This is a genomic window from Actinomadura sp. 6N118, assembly GCF_044326415.1.
GTDB lineage: Bacteria > Actinomycetota > Actinomycetes > Streptosporangiales > Streptosporangiaceae > Spirillospora.
This window is the reverse complement of sequence record NZ_JBIRAZ010000002.1, coordinates 239,117-252,768: the sequence shown is the minus strand read 5'-3', so window position 1 is coordinate 252,768 and position 13,652 is coordinate 239,117. Positions and strand designations below refer to the sequence as shown.

At 73.4% G+C, this 13,652-nt stretch carries 8 protein-coding genes; all 8 read right to left on the bottom strand.

Annotated elements, in window-relative coordinates:
• Nucleotides 1-46: 46 nt before the first annotated feature.
• The 8 genes from ACH34W_RS05045 to ACH34W_RS05010 all read right to left on the bottom strand — a co-directional run bounded on the left by ACH34W_RS05045 (nt 47) and on the right by ACH34W_RS05010 (nt 13,537).
• Complete coding sequence (locus ACH34W_RS05045; RefSeq protein WP_395959509.1) at nt 47-1,066, bottom strand: asparaginase; 1,020 nt, start codon at nt 1,064-1,066, stop codon at nt 47-49.
• A 114-nt stretch (nt 1,067-1,180) separates the two neighbouring features.
• Nucleotides 1,181-3,313 carry a bifunctional polysaccharide deacetylase/glycosyltransferase family 2 protein gene (locus tag ACH34W_RS05040; RefSeq protein ID WP_395959508.1) on the bottom strand — a complete coding sequence of 711 codons (2,133 nt, stop codon included), beginning with the start codon at nt 3,311-3,313 and terminating at the stop codon, nt 1,181-1,183.
• Nucleotides 3,314-3,339: 26 nt separating this feature from the next.
• A complete protein-coding gene (locus ACH34W_RS05035) occupies nt 3,340-3,579 on the bottom strand; it encodes a hypothetical protein (protein ID WP_395959507.1) in 240 nt (79 codons plus the stop codon).
• Complete coding sequence (locus ACH34W_RS05030; RefSeq protein ID WP_395959506.1) at nt 3,576-5,177, bottom strand: LysM peptidoglycan-binding domain-containing protein; 1,602 nt, start codon at nt 5,175-5,177, stop codon at nt 3,576-3,578. The genes ACH34W_RS05035 and ACH34W_RS05030 overlap by 4 nt, the downstream gene beginning before the upstream one ends.
• Nucleotides 5,178-5,288: 111 nt before the next feature.
• Nucleotides 5,289-8,618: a right-handed parallel beta-helix repeat-containing protein gene (locus tag ACH34W_RS05025; protein ID WP_395959505.1), complete on the bottom strand. Its 3,330-nt coding sequence runs from the start codon at nt 8,616-8,618 to the stop codon at nt 5,289-5,291.
• A 106-nt stretch (nt 8,619-8,724) separates the two neighbouring features.
• Nucleotides 8,725-9,951 carry a S8 family serine peptidase gene (locus ACH34W_RS05020; protein ID WP_395959504.1) on the bottom strand — a complete coding sequence of 409 codons (1,227 nt, stop codon included), beginning with the start codon at nt 9,949-9,951 and terminating at the stop codon, nt 8,725-8,727.
• 14 nt (nt 9,952-9,965) lie between these two features.
• Nucleotides 9,966-12,500 carry a hypothetical protein gene (locus ACH34W_RS05015; RefSeq protein ID WP_395959503.1) on the bottom strand — a complete coding sequence of 845 codons (2,535 nt, stop codon included), beginning with the start codon at nt 12,498-12,500 and terminating at the stop codon, nt 9,966-9,968.
• Nucleotides 12,497-13,537 carry a hypothetical protein gene (locus ACH34W_RS05010; protein ID WP_395959502.1) on the bottom strand — a complete coding sequence of 347 codons (1,041 nt, stop codon included), beginning with the start codon at nt 13,535-13,537 and terminating at the stop codon, nt 12,497-12,499. The genes ACH34W_RS05015 and ACH34W_RS05010 overlap by 4 nt, the downstream gene beginning before the upstream one ends.
• Nucleotides 13,538-13,652 lie beyond the last annotated feature (115 nt).

Genomic DNA, 13,652 nt, shown 5'->3' with positions numbered 1-13,652 from the left:
GTTCATGAGCAGCCGGGACGGCCGCGGACGGCCGAGGAAGGGCGCGTTAGAGGAGGAGCCCGACCGTCGCGGCGCGGTTCACCATGGCCCCGGCGAGCCGTACTCCGCCGACGACCATGCCGCCGCCGAGTACCGGCGCGGAGAGGAAGGGCGCGAGCGTCGCGGTGTCGACTCCGGCGATGGCCAGCGCCGCCGCCGTGACGGGCATGCGGGCCCGGTCCGACCCGTCGGCGATCTTCACGCCGACGGCCCGGCCGTCCGGCAGCGCGGCGACCTGGACGGCCTCGAAGCCGTCCTTGACAATGAGCCCGGGCACCGCGCGGACCAGGTCGGCCACGTCCCGCCGGGTGCCCGCGAGCATGTCCGGGTACGCGCGCATCGCCTCGGCGAGCCGCGCCTCATGCGTCCCGGGCCTGGCGGTCGCGATGCGCGCCATCGCCCGGGTCAGCGCGACCAGTGAGACCGCGAACAGGGGCGCACCGCAGCCGTCCACCGTGACATGGGCCGGCCGTGTCCCGGTGAGGTCGGTGATGGCGGCCTCGATCCTGCTCTGCACCGGATGCCCCGCCGCCAGGTAGCCGGAGGTGGGCCAGTCGCGGTTGCGCGCCGTCCGCAACATCGCGGCGTGCTTGCCGGAACAGTTATGGGCGACCGGGGCCGGTTTCCGCCTGCCCGCGATCCAGTGGGCACGTTCCACCGGGTCGACCGGGAAGTCGGCCGGGTTGCGGAGATCGGCCAGGCTCAGCCCGGCCCCGCCGAGGATGCTCAGGACGCCGTCGAGGTGGCGCTTCTCGGCCGAGTGGCTCGCCGCGCTCAACGCCAGAAGCCCGCCGTGCAAGTCGAGCCCGGCGCGGAGCATGCCCACGGCCTGGAGCGGCTTGAGCGCCGACCGCGGGTAGAACGGCGCATCCGGGTCGCCGGCCACAAATTCCAGCCGTCCGTCGGCGTCCAGGACGACGACGGACCCATGGTGCACCGACTCGACGAGGGGTCCCCGCGTGACGTGGGCGAGAGGCACGTGCAACGGCCCGGACAAGTGGATCACTTGCGGCAACGCCTCGGTCATGATTCCCCTCTCCGCGGCACCGCCTGCATCGTCCAGAACGGGCCCCGGCAGCGGCAAGAGCAGGCGCCGAACACGCAAGGGATCGCCACCGGACGGACGATCCCTTGCGCGCCGTCATGGGGGTGACGCGGCGGAGGGTGACACGGTGGAGGGTGACGCGGTGGAGGGCGAACGCGGGTCGGAGATCCCGACGCGGTGCAGCTTGTGCCATCGCAACGGGACACCCAGCGCCACGTACAGCAGCGAGTGCAACGTCACCAGGAACATCACCTGCCGGTAGACCAGCTGCTGGACCGGAACCATCCAGAGCACCCGCAGCCGCTCCCCGTCCAGCCGGAACGCCACCAGCGAGGTGACCAGTTGCAGGGCGAGGAACACCGCGAACAACACCAGTGCACGCCAGGGCCGCAGGTGCAGCAGTTCGAACAGCACCAGTACGTCGGCCAGCGGTGACAGCAGCGGGACCACCAGATGGGTGAGCAGCAGGTACGGCATCCCGACCGTGCCGAACAGGGTGAACCGGCCCCGGCGGCCGAAGACGGCGCGATGTTTCCAGAGGGCCTGCAGCGTTCCGTAGCTCCACCGTAGGCGCTGCAGCCAGAACTGCCGCAGCCCGCTCGGCACCTCAGTCCAGGCCCGCGCCCGCTCGGCGTACACCAGCCGCCATCCGACCCGCCCCACGACGATGGTGAGGTCGGTGTCCTCGGCGAGGGTGTCGGCGGGCACGCCGCCCGCGTCCTCGATCGCCTTGCGGCGGTACGCGCCCACCGCGCCGGGCACGGTCGGCACGCAGCTCAGCAGGTCGTACATGCGGCGGTCCAGGCTGCACCCGGTGACGTACTCGATGTGCTGGCAGCGCCCGAGCAGCCCGCCCCGGTTGGCGACCTTGGCGTTCCCCGCGACCCCGCCGATGGCCGGGTCGGAGAACGGCTGCACCAGCTCGCGGACGGTGCTCGCCTCCACCACCGTGTCCCCGTCGACCAGCACGATCAGGTCGTGTGACGCGGCCCTGAGCCCGGCGTTGATCGCGGCGGGCTTCCCGGCGTTGCGCTGCCGCATCAACCGCACCCGGTGCGGCCCGCCCTCGGCGATCAGCTCCTCGACCACCTCGGCGGTTCGATCGGTCGAACCGTCGTCCAGGACGAGGATCTCCACCTCCGGATGGTCGGAGGCACGCAGCGACCTGATCGTCGAGGCGATGCCGACCTCTTCGTTGTAGGCGGGTACCACCACCGTCACGGGATCGCGCACCTCCGGGCCCCAGCCTCGCCGTACGCGCTTGTGGCGGACGGCCGTCACCAGCAACGCGATGACGCGCAGCAACGTGACGCCGAGCAGGACGGGATAGAGGACGGCGACCACGGCCACCAGCAAGTCCGCGACCCTGGCGGCCACGATCAGCGCGAGGCCGCCGGCCCGCCCCGCGTCCCAGCCCACCGGCGCGGCCGCGACCGGCTGCCCGGTGGCGGCGGACACCGTGGCGAACCGGAATCCGGCCGTGCTCAGCGCGTCGATGAGAGCGGGCAGCGCGGCGAGCGTCTGGGAACGGTCCCGTCCCCCGTCACGCAGCTTCACCACCAGCCCCGCACCGGACGTCGTCGCGGCGGCACCGGTGGTGAGGTTCCGCACGATCTGCGCGGCGGTGACGCCCGGCGCGGCGTCGGCGTCGCGGTCGGCGAGCACGACATGGTGGCCCGACCGGCCTGCGCGGCGGATCGCTTCGAGGTCGGCCGCGCTCAGCGCGGCGGTCGTGCTCGTCCCGGGCGGGCGCACCAGCGGCACCGTGCGACCGGTCGCGGCCCGCACCACGCGGTGCGCGGCGGCCAGTTCGGCGGTGGCGCGCCATGCGGGCACCGTGCCCAGCTCACCGCCGGTGAACGAGCCGATGCCGATCTCGTGCCCCTCGGCGGTCATGCGCCGCAGCAGGTCGGTGTGCCGGACGGCACGTGCCCCGACCGTGAAGAACGTGGCAGGCACCCCCTTGGCTCGCAACACGTCCAGGAGCTTCGGCGTCCAGGCGGGATCAGGCCCGCCGTCGAAGGTGAGCGCGACGGTGCCCGGTCTGGCCGGGATCGCGCGCGGCGGGACCCGCGTGGCGTCCAGCAGCGGGCCGAGGCGCCGGGCGGAGGCGCCCACCTCGGTAACGGCGGGCGGGGGAACGTCGGTCACCCGGCTGAGCGTCAGCTCCCGTACTCCGAGGACGGCGACCAGCAGCAGGGTCACCAGCCCGAGCGCGACCCAGGACACCGCCCCCGCACCGCGCCGGTGGGCGCTCACCGGCCCGGCGCGCTGAACACCAGGGTGTCCACCGCCGTGTCCGGAGCGGCCCCGGCGGCGAGCGCCGCCAGCGCTCCGGCCGCCGCGAGCATGGTCAGGGAGGCCAGCACCCGCACCGCGACGGCGCGGCGGCCGCGCGGGTCCACGAAGACGGCGGTCCGCGGGAGGTTCTCGGCGGACTCGTCGGACTCGTCGGCCCGCAGGTCGATGACCTGCGGTGGGTGTGGGGACGTCACGCGTGCGCCCCTTCGAGATCCGGGGTGGACCAGGCACGGGAGCCGCGGCCGGGAACGATGGTCAGTCGCCATCCGTCGCCGGTGCCACCGAGGCGAAGCGTGATGATGCGCGGACCGCCCGACGGGACGAGCTCGTCAGCGTGCCGCCCCTCCGGCAGGACGGCCACCACCAGATCGGTCTCGTCGTTGCCGACCGCCAGCGCGCTCAGCCCCGGTACCCGGCGCACCCGCGGGCCCTCGACCACGTCTGGGAGAACGTTGCCGACCAGGGCGACCGAGGCGTGCACGATATCGGTGGAGAGCTGGTAGACCAGCGCCTCCGCCAGGCGGCACGCGGCGTCCACGGGTCCCCGGATGCCGATCGTGCCCGGAGCGTTCGCGAGGTCGAGGAACAGGCAGCCCCGGGGTGCCGCGCCCACGCACACCACGACCTGCCCGTTGGGCACATCGTGCGGCAACGGGCGCCATGCGGTGGCGGACTGGTCCCCGTCCACGGCGAGTATGACCAGGTCGTCGCCGAACCCCACCTCGTACTCGTGCGTCCGCGGCCCCGTGGCGACCGGGCTCGCGACCGGGTTTGGCGGGCTCGCGGCAGGTGGGCCGGCGACGGGTGGGCTCACGGTGGGTGCGCTCGCGGCGGGTGGCCCGGCGAACGGGCCGAATCCTGGCGGCGCGGGCGGCATGTCAGGAACGTGCGGTGCCACGGGCCCCACAGGTGTCATGGGTGCCGCAGGTGTCATGGGTGCCGATGGCGCAGGTGGCGCCGGTGGCGCAGGGGTGGGCTTAGGAATCGGTGGCTCCTCCTCCTGCCCCAGCTCGGGCGGCCAGAAGCCGGTGACGTCCTCTTCGTCGTCGAAATCGTCCCCGCGCTTGTGGCGGCGGCGGAGAAAGCGTCGCTTCTTTTCCTCCGGCTCTTCGGTTTCAGGGCCCCAGAAGCTCTCGTCGGCGTTTCCTGGGTGCACCGTTTTCGGCGCTTCATATTCCGGAGCTTCATATTCCGGCGCTTCATATTCGAGTCCGGTGAATTCCTGCTCCTCCGGACGCCAATCATTCTCAGGCTCGGCGGTGGCACGTTTCTTCGCCCGCAGGAAGGTGATGCCGCCGACGAAGAACACGATCCCGACGAGCCCCCCGGCGGCGAGCGCGGGCGTGGTCACGCCGAATCCGCCCAAGCCGCCGGACCGCGGCTCCCCCGCGGCGGGTGCGGCCGGTGCGGCGGGCGCGCGCTGCCCCGGGCGCGGCAGCGGCCCGACCCGGACGCCGGGGCCCAAGGCGTCGGCGGGAAGCCGCAGGATCCAGCCGGGCCGGATGGTGGCCGGATCGGTCATCCGTCCGCCGCCGGGTTGCGGCCTGCCCTTGTTCAGCTCGAAGATCTCCTTCGCCCGGTCACCGTTGCGCAACGTGCGGCGGGCGATGTCGAACAGGAACTCCGGCTCCTGCCCGTCGCGCGGCTCGGCGACCACGTAGTACTTCACGTCCTCGGCCACGCCCGGCACGGCGATCGCCGTCGCCGGAGCGGCGGTCGTGACGGCCGCGGCCCCGGAGAACACCAGAGAGAAGAGCACCAGACCGAGCCGTGCCCATTGAATTTCCTTCATTCCCAACATCCTGAGCATCCTCCCGGCGCCGTCGAATTGACGGCCGTCGACCAATGCCTCTGCACTTCGGTGTACGACGAGTCGCGCGTGTTTCGTTCGATTTTCGGGCGATCAATCAGGCACGTCCTCGGCCAGGAGCACCCGAAGATCCTCCGGAGACGGATCGGCGATTCGGCTCGTCCGTGAGGCATGCCGGGCGACCATTTTCTCCAGCAGTTGGCGGCAATGGCGGCCGTTGCCGTGCGGCTCGTCGACCGGCAGCCGCACGTAGTGCCCGAGCAGGGCCCGCACGGTCTGCGGTGCGAGCTCGTAGCCGCTGGCCACCGCGTGCTGCTGGGTGATGGTGACCATCTCCTCGGCGCTGTAGTCGGGGAACTCGATGCGGTGGGTGAACCGTGATCCCAGGCCCGGGTTCGAGTCCAGGAAGCGCGCCATCCGGTCGGTGTATCCGGCGACGATGACGACGGTCTCGTCGCGGTGGTCCTCCATGAGCTTCACCAGCGTGTCCACGGCCTCGCGGCCGAAGTCGGCCTCGTCGGCGCCCTTGGGGGTGAGGGTGTAGGCCTCGTCGATGAACAACACCCCGCCGCGTGCCCGGCCGAACACGTCCGTGGTCTTGATCGCGGTCTCCCCGCGGTACTGGCCCACCAGGTCGGCGCGGGCGACCTCGATGACGTGCCCGCTGGTCAGCACGCCGAGCGCGGCGAGCAACTGCCCGTACAGCCGCGCGACCGTCGTCTTGCCGGTGCCGGGCGGGCCGGAGAAGACCAGGTGCCTGCTCATCGAGGGGGCCGGCAGCCCCGCGGCCCGGCGGCGCCGCGCGGTGGACAGCAGGTCCACCAGGCCGGTGACCTCCTGCTTGACCTGGGCGAGGCCGACCATGCCCGCCAGCCGTTCCAGCAGCGGCTCCAGGTCCGCGCCCTGCGCGCGGGCCTCCGCCGAGACGCCCGTTCCGGCGGCATCGCCGACGTCCTCGGCCAGCAGCCGGGTCAGGTCGCCGGGGCTGAGGTCGGTGGTCTCGGCCAGCCGCCGCGCCTGCCGGTCCACCATCTCCTCGAACGACTTGCGGGCGGCGCGCGCGTTGCCGAACGACTCGTCGCGGTTCATGCCGTCGAACCGGTCGAGCAGCAGCAGCCGCGCGTCCTCGTCCAGCTCGAACCGGTGTTTGTCGCACAGCGCCTCGACGATCGTCACCAGTTCCGCGCCGGAGTAGCTCTCGAACTCGACGGTCCGGCTGAACCGGGACGCCAGGCCGGGGTTGCTCTCCAGGAACCGCCGCATGTCGTGCGAGTATCCGGCGGCGACCACGACCAGGTCGTCGCGATGGTCCTCCATCAGCTTGACGAGGGTGTCGATCGCCTCGCGTCCGAAGTCCGGGCCGGAGCCGCCTGTGCCCTGGGCCGACAACGAGTAGGCCTCGTCGATGAACAGCACCCCGCCGAGCGCGCTCCGCACCACCTCGGTGGTCTTCAGCGCGGTGCCGCCGACGACCGCGGCGACCAGGTCCGCCCGGGCGACCTCCACGACATGTCCCTTCCGCAACATCCCCAGGGCCTTGAGGATCCGGCCGTACAGGCGGGCGACAGTGGTCTTGCCGGTGCCGGGCGCGCCCGCGAAGATCAAGTGGCGGCTCATGGGCGGCACAGGCAGGCCGATCTCCTCCCGCCGACGGGCCAGATTGATCAGGCTGATGAGGGTCGAGACCTCGCGCTTGACCCCCTCCAGGCCGACGAGCCCGGCCAGCTCTGCGCGGAGCGCGGCCAGCGTCTCGGGGTCGGTGTCGGTGCCGGCCGCCTCGGCGGCTTCGGCGGCCGGGGCGCCGCTCGCGACGGGCTCGGCTCCGGCCGACGCGGTGCCGTAGGCGTCCGGACGGCCGTTGCCCCTGCTGGTCAGCCGGTCCACGCTGAGCGTCGCCTCGGGCGAGGTCTGGCACAACCCGGAACCGGCGTTGTCGCGGACGGTGAGACCGGTGATCGTCACCCCGTCGGCCGCGTCCACCACGACGCCGTCCGCGTGGTTGTCGAACACCTCGGTCTCGGTGACCGCTCCCCGCGAACGCGGCCCGAACCGCAGGCCCGCGTCGTCGCAGTCGTGCACCCGGCAGCGGGTCAGCGCGGCCTCGCCCCCTTCGGCCACGACCAGCCCCGCCTTGGCCGACAGGTCGCACTCGCGCAGCTCGACCGCGCCGCCCTCGGCGACCTCGACGGCCGGGCCGCCGCCCCGGGTGAAGCTGGTCCCGCTCACCTGGGGACGGGCCCGCACGCCGACGACCATGCCGGTGCCCTCGTTCCCGCCGATCTCGCAGTCCTCGAACTGGCCCCGGCCACCGTCCACGACCACCACGCCGTGACCGCCGCAGCCGCGCACGGTGCTCCGCCGCACCATCGGGTTGGCGCCGCTCTTGATGCCGATGCCGTACGAGGCGCAGTCGTCCACAGCGAGCCGGACGAACTCACCACCGGAGTCGTCCAGCACCGCCACCGCCACGTCCGCGCTCTCGCGGACCCTGACGTCGCCGAAGTACGGCTCCGCACCGCCGTCCACCCAGATCGCGGCGCCGTCCGAGCCGGCCACCTCCAGATCCTCGAAGGTGCCGCGCGACCGGTCGGTGACGTGCACGCCGTGCCCGCCGGGGCGTTCGATCCGCAGCCCGCGCAGCGTGGGGTCGGTACCCGAGCCGAGCACCACCGCGTGCCCGCCCGTGGCGGTCAGCCGGCAGTCCTCCAGGACGGGCGCGCCACTGCTGGCGATGTACACCCCGATGTCGCCGGTGTCGTGGACGAAGCACCGGGTGATGACGGTGGCGCTCTGCTGTTCGAGGGCGATCGCGGGCCGGTCCGCCTCAGAGATGTCGCACTCCTCGACGCGGCCCCGGGCACTGCCCATCACGCAGACGCCGTTGCCGCGCGCGGAGCGCATCCGGCATCCGCGCACGGTGAGGTCGGTGCGGTCGCCGAGGACGACGGCGGAGCTGCCGACCTCCTCGATCAGCACGCGCTCCAGCAGGCCCCCGCCGGAGTCGATCGCGACGACGCCCGCGCCGCCGGGGTTGGTCACCCGGCAGTCCGCCATGCGCAGCTCGGCCTGCCCGCGCACCAGCACCGCTGTCCAGGACTCGCCGATGACCGTGCAGTCGCGCAGCGTCCCGGAGCCGATCGGCACGTCCACCGCCGGGTTCTCGGCCGAGCCGCGCAGGACGAGCCCCTCCAGCACGACACGTTCCGCCGCGACCACCACCGCGCTGCCGCCCTCGGGCCCCTCCAGCTCGACCGCGCCGAGCCCGCCGTCCGCGACGATCGTCACGCCGCGGCCCGCGACGACGGTCTCCCGGTACCGGCCCGGCGAGACCCGGACGACGCCGCCGTCGGGCGCCATGGCGACCGCCTCGGCGACGCTCGCGTAACAGTGCGGATGTTCCGGCGCGACGACCAGTACCGACATCAGCCCAACCCCACTCGGACGGCAGACGGGACAGACACGCCGGGGGTGGCGGATCTGAGGGGGAACACTCGGGAATACGCGGCTCGGGCGCCGCGGTTCACCGTCTTCACGATCGGCCGCCGGCGTCCCCGGCCCGCCAGCCGCGGCCGCGCCCGGCCCGGATGACGGCGGCGGACACGCCGACGACGAGCACCGCGCCGCAGACCAGCATGAGCATCAGCACGGCGTGGCGAGCCGCGCGTTCGTCCTTCAGCCGCTCTCCCGGCAGGCCGACCGCCGGAGGGGTTCCGCCTCGCTCGGCCGTTCCCGGGATGACCGCGCTCACCGCGTCACCCGGGTTGACCACGCCCCACCCCACCGCCGGATCGGGTCCGCCCGAGCTGGGACGGCTCGCGGTCGCGAACAGCCGTTGCCTGGCCGCGGTCGCGCTGAGGCCGCCGTGGTAGCCGCGCACGAGCGCGGCCGTGCCGGCGACGTAGGCCGCCGCGAACTCCGCGCCGGAGCCGGCCAGCTGCCCGGGGCCGCGCGTGCCGAGGCTCACCAGGTCCTGACCGGGCGCGGCGAGCTGGACGCGGATCCCGGACCGGCCGGCCCGTCCGCCGGTGGACACCGCGGTCCGCCCGGTGTCCACCGCGAGGCCGTCCCGGCCGGTGGCGGCGACCGTCAGCACCCCCGGATAGGCGGCAGGGTGGATCTCCGGCGGCGCGTCCGGGTCGAGCGCAGGTGTGCCGCTCCCGTCCGGGACGGGAGCGACGACCAGCACGTCCCGTGCGACCGCGCCCGCCACCGCCCGTGCCAGCCGAGCGTCGCCCGCCACCGGCGGCACCGCCACGGAGATGACCTTCGCACCGCCCGCGAGGGCGGCCTCGATCCCCGCCGCCAGCGTGGCGGCGGTCGCCTTCTCACCGTCCTTGACGACCTTGACGGGCAGGACGGTGGCGCCGGGCGCGACGCCCGCGAACGCGACGCCGGTGAGCGGCCGGGCCGCGACGAGGCCCGCGGCGAAGGTGCCCGTCCCGGCGCAGTCACGGTCCGCACGGCCCCCGCCCGGGGTGGACACGTCACGCCCGGGGAGCACGTTTCCCGCCAGCTGCGGTACCCGTCCGTCCACACCGGTTCCGAGGACGGCCACGACGATCCCGTCTCCGCGGCTGAGATTCCATGCCCGGTTCGCGGCGAGCGCTTCCTGTGCCCAGGGCGTCTCCTGGACCCGCTCGGTGGCCGGCTTGGCACATTTCACCCGGCGCGCGGAAGGCGAGGGGGCGGCCGCCACCGGGGGCGCCGCCACGATCAGGACGAGGGCGGCGACGACCGCGAACGCCACAGAACGCATGGCGAAGCCTCCTTTCAGGCGGCGCAGTAACAGCGGCCGGGCCCGGCCAGGCCGACGGCGATACCCGCCACCCTCGGCGCGTTCGCACCCGGCTCGTCGGGGTGTGCGGCGACGGCATCGCGAAGACGTTCCAGGAGTTCCTGGTCGATGGCGGTCAGGCCCTCGTCGGGGCGGACTCGCTCGTCGAGATGGACCACCCGCCCGCGCTCCCCCGCCGGGTCGACGGCGAGCACGGTGAAACGTGTCCCGGCCGCGAACACCACACCGCCGGGGTCCCCGTCGGTCAGCGGCCCGACCCGGCGCGCCGTACGGGACATGATCGAGAACAGGGTCGCCCCCGTTCGCGTAGGCGGCCTGCTGGTCGCGCGTATGAATCCCGGCTCCAGCAGCGTCAGCCCGGGCGCGTATGTCTCGGCCTCGGCGCCGGACACCTCGGCTGTGAAGTACACGGGCCCCCTGTCGGCCGCCAGGTACCGCAGGCCCGAGACGGCACACGCGGCCTCCGGACGGAGGTCCCCCAGCTCACCCGACCGCAGCGCGGCGTCGAGATCCGGCAGGTCACCGCTCAGATAGGCGCGCAACGCCGACAGGTCGATCGTGGCCGTGCTGCCCGGCTCGTCCGACAGGGCGCCGCGCAGCGCGGGACGCTCGGTGAGCAGCCTGCCCACGGCGGCAAGGTGCCGCTCGCAGGTCGTTCCGCCCGTGTCGCGAAAGCGGCGCCGTTCCTCTTCAGTGCTCCGGTACCCCCGGTGGATCTCCAGAACGATCCGTACCCACTCGGGCTCTGTCTCGGACGACGGCTCTTCCGGCACCGTCACCGGCACCTGAGCAATGGCCTGCGCGACCTCCGGCACACGGATCAACTGCATGTCGACCGAGGTCAACGGCGGCGGCACCGGAGGCGGGACGGTCACAGCCGTTTCCGTTGGCCGAAACGCCATGCTGCGCCCAGCGACATGCTCATCCTCCGGATGGGGCAGCACTGCCTCTTCCGCAGCGGCCCGCACCGGCTTAGGCGGGGGCGCAGGTGCCGGCGGGGGCATAGGTGCCGGCGCGGGCGCAGGTGATGACGCGGGCGCAGGTGCGGGCGCGGGTAGGCCGGCCGCAAGGAAACGGTTCGGGGGGAAGAGCGGGTGGCGTTCCGGGGCGAAATCGAGCCACTGCGCGGTGGGATGCTCGGTGGAAATGGACGCCGCGTGGTGGCCGGGCTCGTCGCCGGAGAAGGTGTTGGCCACCGTCACGCGGATGCCGAGCCGGTTGGCGAGCCACTGGCCGTAGGCGCGCGGGCCGCCCGCCGCGGCGCGGTGCATGATCAGACGGAACGTTCCGGTGAGCGGCTCGGGCAGCGACTCGATGATGCCTTCGAGAACGGCGCGATCGGCCGGGTTGGCGGCGTCCCCGTCCACGAAGAGGGTGGCACGTCCGGGATCGGGCGGGACGGCCGGGAGCAGGTGTTCGGTCGTGGGACCGGAGGGGCGGTGCAGTCTCAGCCCGGCGGGCACTTCCTCCAGGATCGCCGTTCCGGCGTAGCGCATCAGCATGGTCCGGACGGACGGCTGCCAGTCTGGGACGGGGTGCAGCGCACCGAGCGTCTCGGCGCCGCCCGAGGGGGTCAGCCTGAGCCAGGTGCCCAGTCCCCGGGCGCCCCAGGCCAGCAACGCGCCGGACTCGGGGTCCTGGAAGAGCGTGGTGTCAGGGGCGACGATCTCGATGCTGAGGCGGCGGCACAGGTCGGCCAGTCCGGCGCGGGCGCTGGGTGACATCGCGCCCGGCCAGGCGAGCCGGAGGCCCCGCGCGGCATCGGCGGGGAGCACCTCGACGAGAGCGCCGAGGGCCTCCAGCACGGCGCCCACATCGACGGCGGGCGCGACCGCGACCGTGAGACGGTCCGGGTCGGGCTGGAGGCCGCCGGCGCCGCGGAGGAAGTCCGCCGCGTCCGTGTCCGCCGGATACAACGTCAGTCCGGCGGCGACGCGGCCGACGACCAGCCCCGGAGCCCGTCCATGCAGCGGGATGGTGTCGCCGGCTCCGGCCAGCGCGGTGTCCCAGCGGGGGCTCGGGTAGATCGCCCCCATGGACTGGGGCCGGCGGCCGGGCAGGTAGCGGTGCCACTGCCAGTACACGCCGGGCTTGTTCTCGCTGAACCCCCAAGCGACCACGGAGTGCGGGTGGATCTTCAGCAGGCCGGACGTCGCCGCCAGGTCCAGCGAGTGCCGTTCGGCGAGCCGCTGGGCGGTCCGTGACCCGAGTTCGGGAAGCAGGAGCCGCACCGGGCGCAGGCCGCCGCCCAGGTCGGGACGGGCACGGGCGATCAGCGGCTCGACCGCCGCTCCGGCCGCCTCCAGCACCGACCGGCCGGATCCGTGCACGGCCAGCACCGGCCGGTCCGGGTCGTGCGGGACACGTTCGAGCTCCGCGCGCACGGCGGGGCCGGGCGGCCGGTCGTACACCACCAGCCCCGCGGGGATCGGGTCCGCCGTCCATCCGGACGGCAAGTGGGCGGCGACGCCGTCGGGGCGTCCGGCGGCCATGGCCATCGTGACGTTCACCTCCGAGCCTCGCCGGGCGGATCGGCGTCGACCGTCCAGTAGAGGGCGTCGAGCGCGCGGGACAGGGCGACGCCGTCGACGCGGCGGGGCCGGTAACCGGCGGCGCGGATGTGCTCGACCAGCGCCGGGGTGGGCCACAGGCCGTGCTCCCGGCAGTAGTAGGTGGTCATGTCGCTCCACACCCATGTGCCGTCGGTGCGGTAGCTCATGGGAACGACGCGGCCGCGTTCCCGCTCCACGACGTCGAGCATCAGCGTGGGCGTGAGCAGGACGGGTTCGCCCGCCTCCAGGTAGGCGACAAGCCGGTCACGTTCCTCGTCGGCCAGGTCGGCGTAGGGCTCGGCAAGGGTGGCCGGGTCGAGCGCGAATCCGTCAGCGACGGGAGCGACCCTGGGCCGGCCGTGCGGTTCCCGGGCCCATAGCAGTTCGCCGTTGGCGCGCGCAGACCGCTGGTAGGCGGGCAGCCATTCGCCGGTGTGATAGCTCTCCACCTGCGGCTGGACCTCCCTCGCGGCGGACAATCGGTCCTGCGTGCGGTGGGTGAGGCCGGGCAGGTCCACCGCGTCGTCGGCTTCGATGACGAAGACCCGGCGCGGCACCGGGAGCGTCTTCCCGGGAGGCGGGAGCCGCCATACGCGCCACAATCCGATCGCGCCCGGCTCCTCGCGCATCGCTTGGACCGCGGCGTACTCGGCGCGGTTTCCCGAACCGCCGGGCGGTCCCGGGGTGAAGACATGGCGCGGCATCGGGTCGGCGGGGTCGGCCGGGATGCGGGCCGACAGCGACCGCAGGCCCTCGTCGGTCATGGCCTGTTCCAGCATGGCCTGTTCCAGCCGCTCCCGGTCCTCGCGGGGCAGTCCGATCCCGGCCCGGAAGATCTCGCGGCTCACAGTGGCCGCTGTGGCCTGGAGACGGCCCTCGGCGAGCAACCATCGGGCGTGGGCGAGGGCACCGTCGGGCACCCGTCCGGCGATCCGCGCCAGCAGCCGGTGCCACGCGGCGCGCTCGGCCTGGAGCCGTTCCCATTCGCGGCTCATACGACCGCGTCCTCTGTGCGGGACATCGCATTCTCCTGAAATTTTTCGCCGTTATCTCTGCTCTGTTGCATATCTCTGCTCTGTTGCACGAGCGTGAGTACGCGCCGAGATCGGA

Coding starts and splice junctions, on each gene's coding strand:
- ACH34W_RS05010 (WP_395959502.1), bottom strand. CDS start 13,537: ATGAGCCGCGAATGGGAACGGCTCCAGGCCGAGCGCGCCGCGTGGCAC.
- ACH34W_RS05020 (WP_395959504.1), bottom strand. CDS start 9,951: ATGCGTTCTGTGGCGTTCGCGGTCGTCGCCGCCCTCGTCCTGATCGTG.
- ACH34W_RS05025 (WP_395959505.1), bottom strand. CDS start 8,618: ATGTCGGTACTGGTCGTCGCGCCGGAACATCCGCACTGTTACGCGAGC.
- ACH34W_RS05045 (WP_395959509.1), bottom strand. CDS start 1,066: ATGACCGAGGCGTTGCCGCAAGTGATCCACTTGTCCGGGCCGTTGCAC.
- ACH34W_RS05030 (WP_395959506.1), bottom strand. CDS start 5,177: ATGAAGGAAATTCAATGGGCACGGCTCGGTCTGGTGCTCTTCTCTCTG.